General features: G+C 37.6%; 12 protein-coding genes and 1 pseudogene. 10 read left to right on the forward strand and 3 right to left on the reverse strand.

What is annotated here, in order from left to right:
* Positions 1 to 5 precede the first annotated feature (5 nt).
* From ABEQ24_RS01020 to ABEQ24_RS01045, 6 genes are read left to right on the forward strand one after another with little or no spacing between them, the layout of a single operon-like run.
* Positions 6 to 2807: a Z1 domain-containing protein gene (locus ABEQ24_RS01020; protein WP_430005026.1), complete on the forward strand. Its 2802-nt coding sequence runs from the start codon at positions 6 to 8 to the stop codon at positions 2805 to 2807.
* Positions 2804 to 4918 (forward strand): hypothetical protein, encoded by a 2115-nt coding sequence (locus ABEQ24_RS01025; protein ID WP_430005027.1) that lies wholly within the window; start codon positions 2804 to 2806, stop codon positions 4916 to 4918. Before ABEQ24_RS01020 ends, ABEQ24_RS01025 begins: the two co-directional genes overlap by 4 nt.
* On the forward strand, positions 4915 to 5862 hold the full coding sequence (locus ABEQ24_RS01030; protein WP_430005028.1) for a hypothetical protein: 948 nt from the start codon (positions 4915 to 4917) through the stop codon (positions 5860 to 5862). The genes ABEQ24_RS01025 and ABEQ24_RS01030 overlap by 4 nt, the downstream gene beginning before the upstream one ends.
* Positions 5863 to 5880: 18 nt before the next feature.
* A complete protein-coding gene (locus ABEQ24_RS01035) occupies positions 5881 to 6564 on the forward strand; it encodes a hypothetical protein (RefSeq protein WP_430005029.1) in 684 nt (227 codons plus the stop codon).
* Entirely contained in the window at positions 6533 to 8005 is a 1473-nt protein-coding gene (locus ABEQ24_RS01040) for a DNA cytosine methyltransferase (RefSeq protein WP_430005030.1), read from the forward strand. Before ABEQ24_RS01035 ends, ABEQ24_RS01040 begins: the two co-directional genes overlap by 32 nt.
* Complete coding sequence (locus ABEQ24_RS01045) at positions 7944 to 8849, forward strand: PD-(D/E)XK motif protein (RefSeq protein ID WP_430005276.1); 906 nt, start codon at positions 7944 to 7946, stop codon at positions 8847 to 8849. The genes ABEQ24_RS01040 and ABEQ24_RS01045 overlap by 62 nt, the downstream gene beginning before the upstream one ends.
* 14 nt (positions 8850 to 8863) lie before the next feature.
* Here the strand turns inward: ABEQ24_RS01045 and ABEQ24_RS01050 are convergent, their stop codons facing one another.
* Positions 8864 to 9289: a very short patch repair endonuclease gene (locus ABEQ24_RS01050; protein WP_430005031.1), complete on the reverse strand. Its 426-nt coding sequence runs from the start codon at positions 9287 to 9289 to the stop codon at positions 8864 to 8866.
* Between the two features lie 159 nt (positions 9290 to 9448).
* Here ABEQ24_RS01050 and ABEQ24_RS01055 point away from each other — a divergent pair, with 159 nt between their 5' ends.
* A complete protein-coding gene (locus ABEQ24_RS01055) occupies positions 9449 to 10627 on the forward strand; it encodes a DNA cytosine methyltransferase (protein WP_430005032.1) in 1179 nt (392 codons plus the stop codon).
* A gap of 41 nt (positions 10628 to 10668) precedes the next feature.
* On the opposite strand, the gene ABEQ24_RS01060 is transcribed toward ABEQ24_RS01055, so the two are convergent.
* Positions 10669 to 11058, reverse strand: a complete 390-nt coding sequence (locus tag ABEQ24_RS01060; RefSeq protein ID WP_430005033.1) for a hypothetical protein — start codon at positions 11056 to 11058, stop codon at positions 10669 to 10671.
* A gap of 240 nt (positions 11059 to 11298) precedes the next feature.
* Here ABEQ24_RS01060 and ABEQ24_RS01065 point away from each other — a divergent pair, with 240 nt between their 5' ends.
* On the forward strand, positions 11299 to 12729 hold the full coding sequence (locus tag ABEQ24_RS01065) for a hypothetical protein (protein WP_430005034.1): 1431 nt from the start codon (positions 11299 to 11301) through the stop codon (positions 12727 to 12729).
* A gap of 405 nt (positions 12730 to 13134) precedes the next feature.
* On the opposite strand, the gene ABEQ24_RS01070 is transcribed toward ABEQ24_RS01065, so the two are convergent.
* Positions 13135 to 13545: a (deoxy)nucleoside triphosphate pyrophosphohydrolase gene (locus tag ABEQ24_RS01070; protein ID WP_430005035.1), complete on the reverse strand. Its 411-nt coding sequence runs from the start codon at positions 13543 to 13545 to the stop codon at positions 13135 to 13137.
* Positions 13546 to 13678: 133 nt separating this feature from the next.
* Between ABEQ24_RS01070 and ABEQ24_RS01075 the strand changes: the two genes are divergently transcribed.
* Together ABEQ24_RS01075 and ABEQ24_RS01080 are read left to right on the forward strand one after the other, a co-directional pair.
* Positions 13679 to 14002 (forward strand): nucleoside triphosphate pyrophosphohydrolase, encoded by a 324-nt coding sequence (locus tag ABEQ24_RS01075; protein ID WP_430005036.1) that lies wholly within the window; start codon positions 13679 to 13681, stop codon positions 14000 to 14002.
* Positions 13999 to 16423 (forward strand): annotated as a pseudogene (locus tag ABEQ24_RS01080) (DEAD/DEAH box helicase family protein). The gene ABEQ24_RS01075 and the pseudogene ABEQ24_RS01080 overlap by 4 nt, the downstream one beginning before the upstream one ends.
* Positions 16424 to 16468 lie beyond the last annotated feature (45 nt).

The following is a 16468-nucleotide window of genomic DNA, read 5'->3' on the forward strand; positions in this document are numbered from 1 at the left end:
GCATTATGACTAATGTAAGTTTGCCTCATTTCGATAGATGCAGGGATTGGATCATCAATGCAAGGGTTCAAGGGATTTCTTGGGACTTAATAAGAACGGCATTAAAGGAAAATGAAGATGGACTTCAAAAATTCCTGGAATTACAAAAAGAATTAAATTTTTGGCCAGTAGCTTTGAACAATGATCTTTGGTTTCAATTGGTGGAGTCTGAAAAGAACTCTGAAGAAAAAGGTTTAGAGATATATATAAAAGACAGAAAAGCTTTTTTAATTGATGATAATCATGACAGCGAGGTAACGGTACCAGCTGATTCGCGATCATCGTGGCAACTGTACAGAAAACATCTGATTGATACGGGATTCCATTTAGATTCAGTAAATGAAATCGAAAGCGCTACCATCGGTGTGCTGAGAAGACTGAATATTAATTCTGCAAATGCAGAGCCTGTTAAAGGGCTTGTAATTGGACATGTCCAATCTGGAAAAACAGCTAATATGGCGGCTTTAATGGCCATGGCTGCAGACTGGGGATGGAATTTCTTTGTTGTGCTTTCAGGCACGATTGAAAACTTAAGAAAACAAACCCAGTCACGGCTTTTTAACGATTTAAACAGACCCGGTAATATTAATTGGTCTGGTCTTGAGCATCTTTCCAAAAGGACATCAATGGGGCAAAGGGCTCAGGATCTACACTTTGAAGAAACGTCAATAATGAGGTATTTTACGGTTTGCCTGAAGAACGCAGGCCGTTTGAAGAACCTCATTGAGTGGATGCAGCAGGATTCAAACAAGCACAGACAGATGAAAGTCATTGTGATAGATGATGAAGCAGATCAGGCAAGTATCAATACAGCAGATATTAATAAGAAAGAAAGAGCCAGAATTAATAACCTTATTGTAAATCTTGTTGAGGGAAAAAAGCCTAATAGCAATTCTTGCGAAACAAAGGTCAAGTCAATGAATTATATCAGCTATACCGCCACACCTTATGCAAATTTTCTAAACGAATCTGCTCCTGAGTCACTTTACCCGAGGAATTTTATTAGGACGCTTCAGCCTTCAAATGAATATTTTGGGCCAAGGCAAATTTTTGGAATAGAGGGTACTGAGGATTCTGACGGCATAAATATTGTTCGAACCATCAGTGAAAGTGATTTGGATGAGATAAAGCTTTTACATAATGGAGAAGCAGTTTCAATTCCTGGAAGTCTAAAAGATTCAATTTGCTGGTTTTTATGCTCTGCTGCAGCAATGAGGTATTTGGGACATCGTAAACCGATAAGCATGCTGGTTCATACTAGCCAAAAACAATCGCACCATAAAGAGGTCTCGGAAGCAATAAGAAACTGGATAGACGCTATAGACAGAAACGAGCTTATGGAAAAATGCAAAAATTTATGGAATAAAGAAAAAAAGGAGCTTTCACTGGAATCTTTCCGAGAAGCATATCCTGAATACGGACGACCGGATGAAGAAATTAATATTTATCCTGAATTCAATTCAATAGTCTCAAATATTGAAGTTCTCCTGGAAGAAGTTACACATATTCCTTTGGGAGAGGACGGAAGCTTTTCATATAAGTCTCACATTCATTTATGTGTGGACAACTGTGCAAATAATGGTGTAAATGAAGAAGGAATGTTTGTGCGTCTTGCATACCCTGATCCGGAACAAGGACCGTATCCTTCACCAGCGCCTGCTTTTATTATTGTAGGTGGAAGCACTCTCTCCAGGGGGCTTACAATTGAAGGTCTTGTAAGCACATATTTTCTAAGATCAACCTTACAAGCTGATTCACTAATGCAAATGGGACGATGGTTCGGGTACAGAAGAGGCTACGAGCTGTTTCCAAGAATCTGGATGACCAATGATACAGTTGGAAAATTCAGATTTTTGTCCCAGTTAGAAATGGAATTAAGAGAAGATCTTTGCAGGTTTGAAGTAGCTGGAGGTAATCCCCTTGAAGTTGGACCGAAAATTAAAAACACGCCTAATGCTGCATGGCTGAAAATTACTGCCAAAAACAGAATGCAAAGTGCAAACGAAATAGAAATGGATTTTACAGGCGTTAGCAGTCAGACAATATTCTTTGAAAATAATATGGATAATCTTAAACAAAATATCGAGCTGACCGATAACTTTATAAACAGTCTTGGGAAAGCTGAAAAATCACGCCTTAATGCTCTTATCTGGAGAAATGTGAAATTTGCTGGAGTACTTAAAGAATATTTAAGTGCATTTAATTTTCATCAAAGATCAAGAGTCTTTAATGAAATCGATGCTTTTTCCGAATGGATAATGAAGGTTTCCTCTGAAGAAGAACTGGATGACTGGAATATTATAGTTGCTGGAAATGAAACCAGTAAAGATACCTGGATACTTAATGCAGGCAGTGTCGGTAAAGTTAATCGTTCAAGAAAAAAAACGAATAACCCTGACGAGGATGTAATTAATATCGGTGCTCTAAGAGCCCCGACAGATTTACTGGCTGATGTGCGCGAGAATCTTTTGTCACCATCTTCACAGGAGAAATTAAAGAAATCCATCAGTACTGTTGAGGTCGATGAAATCCGAATGGAAAGCGGTCTGGAAAAAACACCGCAGCTAATTATATACAGAATTTCAAAAGACTCAAAAGCAAGAAAGAGTCAGGAGCAAAGGGTAGACCTGAATGCAGTGGAAGATATAATAGGATTATGTATTTTCATTCCGGGAGTAAGGAAAAGAAACGGCTTTGCAAAAGTGCTTACAATAAAAATTGATCCAAAAGCAATTAAGCAGGAAGAAAACTGGAGCGATGAAGAGTGAAAATTGAGGTAGCTGAACATGCAAGAATGTCAGAGAGAGGGAGCTCTCTGCTGAGGCTCATTCAAAACAATGATATGCCTATCCTTGACTTGCTGGTCAGGGAATCCGTACAGAACAGCCTGGATGCTGCGCTTGCTGGTTCAGGCAAAGTAAATATTGATTTCTCGGTGAGGAACTTCAGTTCATTAGAAATTAATGAACACCTGGACGGAATCAAAGATAATATCAATAATAAATTTCCGGATGACACTTACAAACTTTTGGAGATTAGAGATTCAAATACTGTAGGACTGACGGGACCTTTACACTATAACGATGTTGTAGATGACCATTTTGGAAACCTTTTGAAACTGGTATATGAAATCAGCATGCCCCAGCAGAAAGAGGGGGCAGGGGGCTCCTGGGGACTGGGCAAGACAGTTTATTTCAGAATTGGTATCGGTCTGGTATTTTACTACAGCAGAGTAAAAGATGAAGATGGAAGTTATTCTTCAAGACTTGCAGCGTGTCTTGTGGAGGATGAAAGAAATCCGGATTCTTTAATCAATTTGAATGATGGAAAACCGAAAAGAGGAATTGCCTGGTGGGGACAGCCTGCTGATGAAAAATCCACCAAGCCTCTTACGGATGAAAACGAAATACAGAAAATCTTAAGTGTGTTTAATTCCAGACCCTTTACAGGTGATGAAACAGGAACTGCCATTATCATACCGTATATTAATGAGCAAAACCTACTTGAAGGTATCCTTCCTGAAAGTCAGTCCGAAGAAGATAACAGTTCTTATACAAGAACCTGGTGGAGTCATTCTATCCAGGACTATATAAAAGTGGCTGTACAGAGATGGTATGCTCCGAGGCTCATGAACCCTTCCTATCCGTACGGAAGGTGGCTGGATGCCAGTGTAAACGGAAAAGAAATTGAATCAGCGGAAATGCTTCCTTTATTCAGTATAGTACAGGCACTTTATAACCGAATACCTTTAGCAGAAGCATCTGAACATACTGCAGATATTCTTCAAGGCATAGAAGTTACAACTGAAAGAATAGCTCTTAGAAATATGTTCAATGAAGATACAACTGCAGGTTTTATTTCATATGTAAAAGTGTCTAAAGAGCAGCTGCTGATGACTTATCCGCATAATAACACAAGTCCGTATATTCAATTTAATAAATATGACTTGCCGTCTGACTCTAACTTTCCAATAATTATGTATGTGAGAAAGCCAGGCATGATTGTTGGCTATGAAACTACAGGAGAATGGGTTGACGGAATTCCTAAAACCAATCCAAATGAATTTATAATCGGTATTTTTGTGGCGAAGTCCACAAACACGCTAAAAAATACTGATAAAAAAATTACTCTTGAAGAATATATCCGAAAAAGTGAAAAGGCGGATCATACCTCCTGGACGGACTGGACCTATGATTTTTACAAACCATTTATAGTATCAAAGATACAGAGACAGGTAAGAAAGTTTATCAGCGCGAAGTTCGTAAAAACAAATAATGACTTATATAAAAATAAAAACATGGCTCTCGGCAGGTCATTGGCGGGAATGTTGCTGCCGCCTGAAAACTTTGGAACAAAGAGTACGCTTCCAGGCGGAGGTAAAGGCGGAAAAGATGGTCAGAGCGGAAGACGGGTAAATTATGGCCTGAAGTTTATTGGGAGTCCTCAATATTCAGATGGACTGGTTCATCTTGAATTTGAATTGTCTTTTGGCCAAAAACAAACTTTGGGAATGCAGCTTCAGGTTCTTTCAGAGTCCGGAGGCATCAGCGCAGATTTTTGGGAAATGAAAAACGTAATAGGCAAAGAGTTTCCTCTGAGACTTGAAAGAGTTCAAATAAGTTCTGTCCATCCTGGCGGAAAAGCAGTAAAACAGTCCCCCGGAAGTTTTATTGTGGACAGGGATTCTTCCAAAGTTTCTTACGGAAACGTTCATATGCAAGTCTTAAAGACTGAAAGGTTTCAAATTCCTTATGGGGTAACATTGAGCCTTATCGATAAAAATGGATATACACTAAAAGGAAAGGCTTCTTTTATAAGCAGGGACAGAAATATAAAAGGCGGTCTTACAATTAGTTCAGAAGGGGATGGGAAAAAATGAATATGACACTCAATTTTTTTCCGGAACTCACGGAAGAACTAACACAAAAAATGGGGTTTTTGTCCGGTTTTTATGAATTTAAATACCGCAAAGAAGGTTTTGAACACCTGCTTGAAGCAAGGCAGGCTGAAGGCCATAACAGCAGTTATCTCCAATTATCAGATGAGAAGAATGAATGGGATCCTGATGAGCATGAACTAATCATAGAAAGAAAACTGTTTATTAAAAATCCTGCTTTCTTGTTTGGTGTTAACGGAATTGCGTGTAATGACGCCGAACTGGGAGTAGCTTTGATTTGGACTTCGAAAACTTCCAATCAAAGAGGTGCCGTTGAAATAGGGGCGTTCGGGGAGAATTCAAACGAAGAAATCAGCTTTAAACTCAGCCATTCATTCCCTCCCGGGCATCTTAAAGGGAATATCTCTTTTCGAACAGTTCTTTTCTTAAAGACACCAGGTTCAATCCGGGAGAATGAGACACATCTTGCAAATGTATCAGGTATGGTAATGGGTAATATTGATGAATTTATAGTTATTTTAGAAGGTAACGGATCAGTTTTCCCAATTGTGGAAGTTAAAGATCCGTCACAGCCTCTATGGTGGGTAGTATGTGATTGGACTGATCCGCAGGCAGACAGTTTTGATGAAGAAAATGTAAGAATATGTCTGAATAAATCACATTCCAGCTATAAACTGTTGAACCTTGAGAATGGGATATTTGAATCTCCGCTGTTGATGGATATAATAGCAAGTGCTCTGCATATTATTATTCTAAAAGTTAAAGACAGCGAGTATTGGGATGAAACCATAAACGGAAAAAACTTTGAAACTGGTAGCATTTCCCAGGCTGTTTATTATTTCATCAGCACATTTAACTGGGATCCAGGGAGTCCTGAAAGTCTTGCCCAATCAATTAGAAAAGATTTTGACTCCAGGGTCCAATAACAAATAAGAGGGATAAGTATGAAATGGAAAACGATTAGTAAATCTGAATCAGAGAAGGTTATGGAAGGCTGGAAGTCAGAACCGTCAGTGCCCTATGATTCTGAGTATGAAATTCTTCGCAGTGAATTGATTAAAGCTGCAGAAGAAGTTTTACAGGAATTAGACTTGCAAAATTATGAAATTAAGAGTGCAGGTTATGATTTTGATCTTCTTTTTGGACTGAAATTATATGAAATTTTAAATCATAATTTCGGATTTACGATAAGACATGCTTCAGATAATGGTGTCTGGAGATTTTTGTCACTAAAAGTTGTTCCAGATCTTGTTTATTTGAGATGGGGAGACAATCCGGGTAGGTATTGGAAAGAAACCCGCAGAATCTGGCTAAAGGCATTATGGTGGTATATCCATCTTTCATGGCAGGGGAGTGCTCAAGAAACATTTAAAACTCTTAAAGGAAATACAACTGATGAGATAGTACAGCTGGTAGAAAGATCGGGTCCATCAGGATACAGGGTTGATCTCTGTAGAGAAATTATGTCATTTTATGGTTCACTGGATACAGAACAGAAGAAGAGAAGTTCACAGGTTTTCAGAAGGGTGATGAAACTGAATACCGCCAGGATTAAAGTAATAGAACCAGGTCTGTTTATTGGTGGCGAAGAGAATTATGTTAAAGGATTATTTAACTACTTTGAATAATGAACTTGATAAAAAGAATAATCTCCCTGAAGTAATTGACTTATTCTCTGGATGCGGAGGCCTTTCTTTTGGGTTTAAAACTGCAGGCTATAAAATTGCCCAGGGGATCGAAATGTCCCAATCTGCAGCGAACACTGCTTCTTATAATCTTCACTGGCGTGACGGTATAGATAAGAAGCATATTTGTGGTGATATCACAACCCTGGATTCTTCAGTCCTGAAAAGTGAGATTGGTGAGAGGGGCTGTATCGTTGTGGGTGGGCCGCCGTGCCAGGCATATTCACAGATCGGCAGAGCGAAACTGAGATCACTTGGAGAAAACAGAAAGCATACTAATGACTCCCGAGGTTTTTTATTCCAGGATTTCCTGAGGTTCGCATTGGAGCTGGATGCCAAAGGTATTGTTATGGAGAATGTCCCTGAAGCGGTAAATTACGGAGGAATCAACATTCCCCAGCATGTCTGCGAAATTCTGGAAGAGAAGGGCTATGAAGCCTGCTGGACAATATTAAATGCTGCAGACTATGGTGTCCCTCAAAAAAGGGAACGGGTTTTTGTGATGGCTGTGAAAAAATCAGCCGGACATTCTATTAAGCTGCCAGAACCTACACACTTTGGAAGAGAAAGTGAGATTACCCCGGGACAATTGCGTATAAAGAAATTAAGAAAAAATAAAAATTTTAGAATGCCTAATCCTTCTCATGCAGGTTTGCCTGCATGGGTGACTTCCGGAGAAGCACTTTCTGATCTTCCAGAACTTTTTCCAGATGCTTCAGGCAATTATCACCTTTACAAACCGTATATTTCTTTTGAATACAATGGTGCTGTCCAAAATGACTACCAGCAACTTATGAGAAACTGGTTTGGAAGAGAAGAAAAAATGATTTCCGGCCATGGGTTCAGAAATACGGCGAGAGACTTTCCGATATTTGGGAGGATGAGTCCTGGTGATGATTACCTAGCGGCTTCAAAGATTGCAGAGAAAATTTTAGAAGAAAAGTGCCGGCTTTATTCTGTTGTTGAAAAAGAAAACCCTGAAATGTACAGGCAATTAAAAAAGAAAACAGTGCCGCCTTACAGTAAAGAGAAGTTTCACACTAAGTGGAGAAAGCTGTCTTATAACCAGCCTTCCCACACACTGGTGGCCCATTTAAGTACAGACACATACAGCCATCTTCATCCTTGGGAACCAAGGGGAATATCAGTTAGGGAAGCAGCGAGACTTCAATCTTTTCCTGATGGTTTTCTTTTTCAGTGTCCAATGGGTGATGCTTTCAGACAAATCGGAAACGCTGTGCCTCCGTTATTGGCTTTTGCAGTAGCCCAGGCTATGAAAGAAAATCTTACGGGAATCAAGGAAGAAGGTAAAAAAAGTGGATATGCTGACAGAGATCAGGCACCTTATTGCGGAAACAAAGCAGAACTATGCTCTTCCGGTTGAAACAGCAAAAAATGAGTTTCCTGCATGGGTTATCAGAAGCAGAGACTGGTATGGTATAGGCGTGCCTTTAGAGAAATTTATAGAAGTCTCCGAAAGTTTTGCAAATGTAAAGCTTTGGTCCAATTATATAACTATAGAAAATAAAGAAGTTCCGGTACTGTTGCTAACATCGGATGTTGAATCACTTAGATATGAGTTTGCAGCTGTATGTGCACAGTTTGTTGATCCAGGTGATGACGGCAGGGAAAGGCGCAAGCTGATATCAGAACCTGCATCTTGGTGGAATAACTGGAAGACGCTGCTTGGAAATGCAGTGCATGAAAAAACTCCGTACAGTGTTCTAGGAGAGCTGAAAACTTTGGGAAAATTGCTTGATGAAGGCTGTGCTCCAGTCTGGGCTGCTAAAAACAGATCCACTCAGGATATTGAAGCCGGAGGATGCAACTATGAGGTCAAAGCAACATTAAACAGGTATGACAATACAGTAAAAATCAATTCGCAATTCCAGCTTCAGACAGATAATAAGCCTCTATATCTGGTCTTCTGCAGATTTGAGCCGTCAGATAATGGAATATCTATTTCTGATATGGTTAACATGCTGGTCTCAAAAGGTGTAGATGAAGATATTCTTAATGAGGGTTTGTCAACTATGGGATTTGAACCTGGCTCAAGTGCAAGAAATAAAAAATATAAACTTTTAGAAATCAGAAAGTATCATGCCGGGAAGGGTTTCCCAAGAATCGATGCATCTTCTTTTAAAGAAGGGAAACTCCCTCATGAAATTACTAAGATAACCTACGAAATTGATCTGACAGGACTGGAGTACAGTAACTGGAATGATTAATTTATGAGAGACATCTATACAGGTGTCTCTTTTTTGCATTGATCAATAAAGTCTGTCAGTTCATCAGCCACTTTACATAGGTCCTCTTTTATTTCGTGTTCCCATACTCTTTTAATGTTCCAGTTTCTATCAATATAGTATTGATTTACTTCCAGGTCTCTTTTCTTGTTTCTTGCTAGTTTTTCATCCCAAAAGTCCTGGTTGGTTTTTGGGCGGTTTCCGTGTATTTCGCAAGCGTGCCAAAAACATGAATCGATGAAAATTACTACTTTATATTTTTTAATTGAAATATCAGGCTTTCCAAAAAGAGTTTTATCATTTTTTCTAAACCTGTATCCTTTTTTCCAGAGCTCCCTTGACACTTTATTTTCAAGTTTAGACTGTGACCGTATCGCCTGCATGTTTTTTCTTCTTTGTTCTCTGGTTATTGAATCTGCCATTTTAATACCTCCTGACTGCCATGTATACAAACTTCTTTCCCTGTAGAAAGACTATTATAATCAGGAATTATCACTATATTTTTATAGTGTTTAAGTGTAAAATAGTAGCATAGAAGTATGCAAGAACATACTTTCGCATACTTTAAAGGAGAGAATTACGTGATTTTTAAAAAAGGAGAGCTTTTTAACGGCCCAGGCGGTCTGAGTCTCGGAGCAAAGAAAGCGGGATTTATTCATCCTGAAACAAAGGAATTCTGGGGTATTGAACACTTATGGTCAAATGATTATGACTCAACTGCGTGCGATACTTACAGATTAAATATTTGCGGCAATCAGGATGAATCATCTGTTCACTGCGGACCTGTAGAAGACCTTCCTATAGGAGATAAATCTGTTCTTGGTGAAATAGATTGCTTTGCATTTGGATTTCCATGCAATGACTACAGTCTTGTGGGTGAAAAGCACGGACTGGATGGTACATACGGACCTCTTTATTCTTATGGAGTAAAGGTGCTTAAAGAATATCAGCCCATGTTTTTTGTTGCTGAGAACGTAGGTGGTCTTCAAAGTGCAAATGAGGGACAAGCTTTTATACAGATTCTTACTGAACTTGAAAGCTGCGGCTATGAACTTACACCTCATTTATATAAATTTGAAGAATATGGAATTCCGCAGGCGAGGCATCGGATCATTATTGTGGGAATACGAAATGATTACGCTAAGGAAGGCATAAAATATCATATACCAAAGCCTCTGTCAGAATCAGGGGTAAAATATAAAAGTTCAAAAGAAGCTATTGAAGACCCTCCTATTACGGAAGAAGCGTACAATCATGAAATGCCCAAGCATACAGATCGTGTGAAAGAAATGCTCAGCTATATACCTCCAGGCTGTAATGCCTGGTACCCAGGAATACCCCAGCATCTGCAGCTGAAAGTTAAAGGAGCAAGACTCAGTTCTATATACAAAAGGCTTGATCCATCCAAACCAGCATACACTGTTACCGGAAGTGGTGGGGGAGGAACGCATATGTATCACTGGGAAGAGCCGCGTGCGCTTACAAACAGGGAAAGAGCAAGACTTCAGACGTTTCCGGACGAATTTCAATTTGTGGGAAGCAAAGAGGCTGTTAGAAAACAAATTGGTATGGCAGTGCCTCCTGATGGTGCGAAGATTGTATTTGAAGCAATATTAAAAACGTTTGCCGGAATCAGTTATGAATTTGTAAAACCTGAACCAAAATTACAGCTCCAAAATTTAAGGGACAAGCAGCTCATAAAATTTAAAGATATATCATCTTCTGAAAAACAGGCTACTTTTACTTTTGCAGGTGTATAGATTGACAATAATAAAAACGCGGTTTTTATAACCCCGCGTTTTTATATTGTGTTTTTGCAGAATGAAATGGTGATCTTGTTCTCTTCAATAAACTCAATTACTACTTTATCACCTGGTCTTGCATTTTTTCTGTCTTTAAGCCAATACCCCAATGCTCTCATGTTTCCTGACCTGACAAGGTTTTTACCGTATTGTTTTAAATTTCCCTGCGAACCAGTCGCTTTCATATCTCCTTCGAAATAACCGTCATCTGAAATACATTCAAAAGTTTCGCCTTTGAGAATATTAAACCTTTTTGCATGCTCCATGCTGATCGGAATGTAAGATTCGTAAGGATTTCTGACTCTTGCAGATCTTGACGCTCCTTCAGTTCCCCAGTTCAAGTGTACATCTTTCAGAGTTATCTCAATTTTATTTCCTGATCTTAGCATTAAGCAGCCCCCATAATAAAATATATTTCTAAATTATTTGGAAAATAAATCCTAAATTAATAGTACAATATATTCTATTTCTATTCCATAATTATGAATAAATTCAAGAAAAATTTCTCATTTATATTAACAATAGGTATATGAAATTTAAGGATATTATGGATATTTTTAGGTTGGTGTTATATATTTAAATAGCACCTGATACATTAGGACTAGTATTATACGAGGGGTAAAATAATAGTGACTAATAAAGAATTAATATTAAAAATGATGGACAATGAACTTGGGAAATTAATAGAACACTATGAGCATCTGCAAGGTGAATCAAAGAAAAAGACAGCTGAATTATTAAAGAGAATTGAATTTCTGGAAAATGAAAACAAGCAGCTTTTAAAAAAACAGAAAAATGAAATAGGTCAAGAAAAAAATGATTACGCTTTCTTTGTTCATACGATAGAAAAGCTGGTAGTAGGATCTGTTTATCAATTGGCTGAAGAGTGGACAGAATTTCCTTCACAGGATAAATCGTATCTGTTTATGCTGATTTGTGAGATGTTATTGGAAAACAAAAAAATTGAAATACTTATTTATTTATTAAATTTGATAGTGCGTAATCCAAAGATCCTAACTCTTAATTACAACCGAACAGATGAAAAGTTTATGGCGCTTGCAGAACATATTTTATTGGAAGAAATATCGGATTATCACGAACTTAATAAGCAGGCGGTTTTAGTTATCTTGGATATAATATTAAAGCTTAAGGAGAGTGAAATAATCAAGAACAAGAACCGGTTGCTGTTGTTTTTAAAAATGGAGCACACAGCAGTTTTTGATTACATTTTGTCAACTCAGAATAAAACGCTTATAAAAAAGTACATAAGAGTTTTGCTAATGTTAGATCTTGTTGATGAATTAAAGTCCTCTCTCATATCTATTATGGATTTACAGTGGTATAAGTTGGAAAGCCGGTTTAATGATAAGGATTTCGCTTTTCTACTGTGGTACGCCTACTTATTCGGCTTTGATGAAGATTTAATAGATTATTCAAAGAAATCATTAAAGAGTTTCAATAAAGAAGCTATTGAACTGAATCTGTATTTCTATTTAATTAATGCTAATGGAATAAATAAGGGCATACTGAATGGTAAAATAGAGAAATTTAGAAAAACATCTATATTTAATTCTAATGAAAAGAAACTTGTTATAGAAAAAATCACAAAATCTTTTACAGATAAACTAAATAACGAAACAGCTGCGGCTCTTGAACAAAAGCAAAAGCCTGATAAAGCAGCCGTCAAAAGGAGACCTTACAAAAACAAGCTTTACGTAATTGAAGAAAAAAAATTAAATCATTTTATTAATAAATACAAGCTTAAAAAATCTAATGTTAATCTACCTTTATTTAAAGGATTAAGAGAAAGCATAGCAACAGGCTACACAGATAAAATGGCCTTTACTTCTCCAGATAATACAAAAGTATTTCTTACCCGTAAAGAGGTAAGACAAATTATGAGTGAAAACGGTAATCTCACTCCTAAGGTTAGAGAATACACAGATTCAGTATCAAGGGATGAAAAGAAGAAAAAGAAGGAGATCAAGGAACAAAGTAATAGCAACAATAAGAACGCCTTTGCATGGCCCGCTACAGAAGTTTCTCAGCAAGCAAGATAGACAGGACAGTATTCTCAATGATAAAAGCGCTTTAATGATTATGGGATACAAGATTACAGGCATAACCAGACAAAAAAGGTGGGAAATCCTTCAAAGTGCTGTTCCAAAATTAGGTTTGAAAAAAGTTGCGTATACAATTGCATCTCACATCAAGCTCAGAAAAGGCCAAAAAAACGGCCGGGATAAATTCAGTTATTCATTAAGTGAGTGGGAGCATGATTTATCTAAGCTTAAGAGTGTGTATTATAAAAAGGATTTTAATTGGCCCCAAACATAAAATAATTTTTCAAAAGTTACTTTTAATTTGATAAATTATTGACAAGAATATTATAAAGTACAGTATGTAATCTCTCTGAAAAAGAAGGATGAAGTAAATAAGTTGTTCGTTTAAAAAGTATAGTCTTCTCAATGTGAGAAGACTATTTTTTCGTTTATTAAAGCTTCAACTGCCGGAACATCAGCTGGTGCCCAATTTAATGAAGCAAGATTTTCACGCTTCAGCCAAATCAATTTAGAATGCTCACTCGGCTCAGGAGACCCTTCAGTGATCCGAGTTTTAATGCATAAAAGAGTAATGATAAAGGTTTCATATTCATGAGTATGTTCGTGAAATAAATAATCAGTTTCAATCGTACATCCTAATTCCTCATTAATCTCTCGAATCAAAGCAGAATAAATATCTTCATCCTTCTCGACCTTCCCGCCAGGAAACTCCCACATGTTCGGGATGGCCATCTCTGGAGATCTTAACGCGCAGAGGATTTCGTTTTGATCATTTTCGATGATTGCTGCGACGACTTTTAGTGATTTTTTCAAGGTGGAATCCTCCTCGTAAATAATTTCAATTATATTTTATCATAGAGAACAAGTCGAAAAAGATTTTTCTATTATCTCTAATCCTGTAAAATAGGGATTAATTAGAAAAAATATGTCTTGAAGGAGTTCTCTAATGCCAACCTACAACAAACTAGTCCGAGACCGTATTCCGGAAGTAATCGAACGTACAGGAAAATCATTTAATACGACAATATTGACTCAAGAAGACTACATAAAAGAATTGAAAAAGAAAAGTTATGAAGAACTTGAAGAGTATATGTCAGCTGAAACTAATGAAGAAGCTTTGGAGGAGCTTGCAGATGTCCTTGAGATTCTCCATGCGTTCGCTGCTGTTCATGGTTCTTCCATTCATGAAGTAGAAGAAATTCGCAAGAGGAAAGCTGAGAAACGCGTGGGATTCGAAGAACGAATTTTCTTGGTGGATGTTGAAGATTGAGTAGAGTTCAGTTAATAACCAATCAACTTGTTGAGCGGCTGATCGAAAAAATAGAAACAGCTGATACCATTTATATCTTAACATCCTTTCTCATGAAATCTGGCGTGGATTTACTAGAGAAGCCATTGCTGAAAGCAGCTGAGCGGAACGCCGACATCAAAATCTGTACAGGAGATTATTTGTATATTACTCAGCCTGAAGCGATCGAGAAGCTTGCTGCAATCCATCCATCAATTGAAGTTCGGATGTGGAAAAGCAATGGAGTCAGTTTTCATCCAAAAGCCTATTTATTTGAAGATGAGAGAAATGGGACATCAATTATTGGTTCTTCTAATCTTTCTAGGTCTGCTCTAACGAAGGGTTATGAATGGAACGTAGAAGTAGATGAAGAGTCTGATGGGGACTTATTTTTAACCGCAGCTCAGACGTTTCTTGAAGTTTTTCATCATGGACAGACGATTTCTTTAAATAAAGTGACGGCAGAATTGTATAAGTCAGAATATGAAATCTTCCATGTGAAAACTCCTCAACTCGTGAAAAAGTGGACGACATTAGAAGAACAGGATTTAATGCTTCCTGTTTCAGACGAAAAAGCAGATATTGTTAAAGAGCCTCCCGTCATTTACGGATCCATACAGCCAAGATTTGCACAAATCGAAGCATTAAGAATTAAACACGGTCTATTAATCAGGATACGATTCCGCAATGATCGGAATGGCAACCGGATTGGGGAAAACATACTTAGCGGGATTTTTTGCAGAGAAGTTTCCAAGGATTTTATTTATCGCTCATTTAGAAGAAATTCTTTATCAGGCAAAGTCTTCTTTTGAAAAGATCATCCAAAATCGTTCGCTCGGAATCTATAATGGCAGAATAAAAGATTCAAAAGCATCTATAATTTTTGCTTCTATCCAGACCTTAAGCAGAAAAAAGCATTTAGAAGTGTTTGATCCGCATGAGTTTGATTTAATTATTGTAGATGAATTTCATCATGCGGCTGCAGCTTCCTACCAAAAAGTTATCAATTATTTCAAACCAACATTTCTTCTGGGAATTACAGCCACTCCAGATCGCAATGATAATCGAGATGTGTACGATCTCTGTAAAGGAAATGTTGCGTATAAAATTGACTTTCTTGAAGCGATTGAAAAGGATTGGCTGTCTGCATTTAAGTATGTTGGTGTATACGATGATACAGATTACTCCAGGATTTCGTGGCTGGGTACAAGATATGATGAAGAAGAGCTATTGGCCGCACAGCTCAGACAAGGGATGGCTGATAAAATCATAGAGGCCTGGGAGACTCATAAACAGTCACGGACGATCGTCTTTTGTTCTTCTATTCGACAAGCTGACTTTTTATCACAGGCTTTTTCAGATAGAGGATACAGAACAGTAAGCCTGCATTCACAGTACAAAGTACTCAATCGGAATTTCTTTATAGAACAGCTTGATCGAGGGGAACTGGATGCGATTTTCACAGTGAACCTTTTCAATGAAGGGGTTGATATCCCGTCTGTAGACACTCTTTTATTTGTAAGACCGACAGAATCATTGACCGTGTTTACCCAGCAAATAGGACGCGGACTAAGGCTTCATCCTGATAAAGAAAAATGTGTCATTATCGATTTAATCGGAAACTATCGAAATGCAGACCTAAAGCTTAGTTTATTAAGGGTTCCATTAGCATTTGATAAGAAAAATTCTGGTGTTTTGCCAACGTTGCCTGCAAATTGTGTGCTTGATTTAGAGATGAAAGTCATTGATTTGCTGAATGAAATGATGAGGAAGAAGCAGTCGAGAAAAGAGATGCTGCTGGCTAATTACAATAAGGTAAAAGAAGAACTAGGGAAAAGACCATCTTATTTAGAGCTTCATTTAAAGGGAGCAGAGCCAGCTTCAGCTTATAAAAGTGAGTTTAAATCTTACCCAGCTTTCTTAAATTGGGCAGATGAGCTCAATGAAAATGAGAGAAGGGTTTTTGAAGCATATAAGGATTGGTTTACTGAAGTTGAGAAGACAGGGATGACGAAGAGCTACAAAATGATCGTGCTTCTCTATATGCTTAACAAAGGTCCTGAAAACTGGCTGAAGCCTGTTACTTCGGAAGAGACGGCGCCATTTTTCTTTAACTATTTGACCGAAAAAGAATATAGAAGAAACATTGATTTTTCAGGAAAAGCAGCAATGGAAATGTGGAACGGAGATTTGAATAAAGTATCCAAACTCATAAGAGATATGCCGATGACTAAATGGAGCGGAAGTTCGAATGGATTGGTTATCTTTAATGAAGGTAAATTCTCTTTTAATCTTTCAGTGAATGAAAATGATGCGTTGCAATTGTACAGATGGACAAAGGAGATTTGTGAGTATCGTTTGCATGAGTATTTTGAGAAAAAGGATAGTAAGGTTTTAAAATAGTATTTAAGAGTCAACCGTCCTCATTTTTGGGCGGTTTTAAATTTA

The organism is Metabacillus idriensis, from assembly GCF_050483325.1.
GTDB lineage: Bacteria > Bacillota > Bacilli > Bacillales > Bacillaceae > Bacillus_P > Bacillus_P idriensis_A.

What these genes read in the sequence shown, in the direction of transcription:
- ABEQ24_RS01020 (WP_430005026.1), top strand. Translation starts at nt 6, where the DNA reads ATGACTAATGTAAGTTTGCCTCATTTCGATAGATGCAGGGATTGGATC.
- ABEQ24_RS01030 (WP_430005028.1), top strand. Translation starts at nt 4,915, where the DNA reads ATGAATATGACACTCAATTTTTTTCCGGAACTCACGGAAGAACTAACA.
- ABEQ24_RS01050 (WP_430005031.1), bottom strand. Translation starts at nt 9,289, where the DNA reads ATGGCAGATTCAATAACCAGAGAACAAAGAAGAAAAAACATGCAGGCG.
- ABEQ24_RS01040 (WP_430005030.1), top strand. Translation starts at nt 6,533, where the DNA reads ATGTTAAAGGATTATTTAACTACTTTGAATAATGAACTTGATAAAAAG.
- ABEQ24_RS01035 (WP_430005029.1), top strand. Translation starts at nt 5,881, where the DNA reads ATGAAATGGAAAACGATTAGTAAATCTGAATCAGAGAAGGTTATGGAA.
- ABEQ24_RS01045 (WP_430005276.1), top strand. Translation starts at nt 7,944, where the DNA reads ATGCTGACAGAGATCAGGCACCTTATTGCGGAAACAAAGCAGAACTAT.
- ABEQ24_RS01060 (WP_430005033.1), bottom strand. Translation starts at nt 11,058, where the DNA reads ATGCTAAGATCAGGAAATAAAATTGAGATAACTCTGAAAGATGTACAC.
- ABEQ24_RS01075 (WP_430005036.1), top strand. Translation starts at nt 13,679, where the DNA reads ATGCCAACCTACAACAAACTAGTCCGAGACCGTATTCCGGAAGTAATC.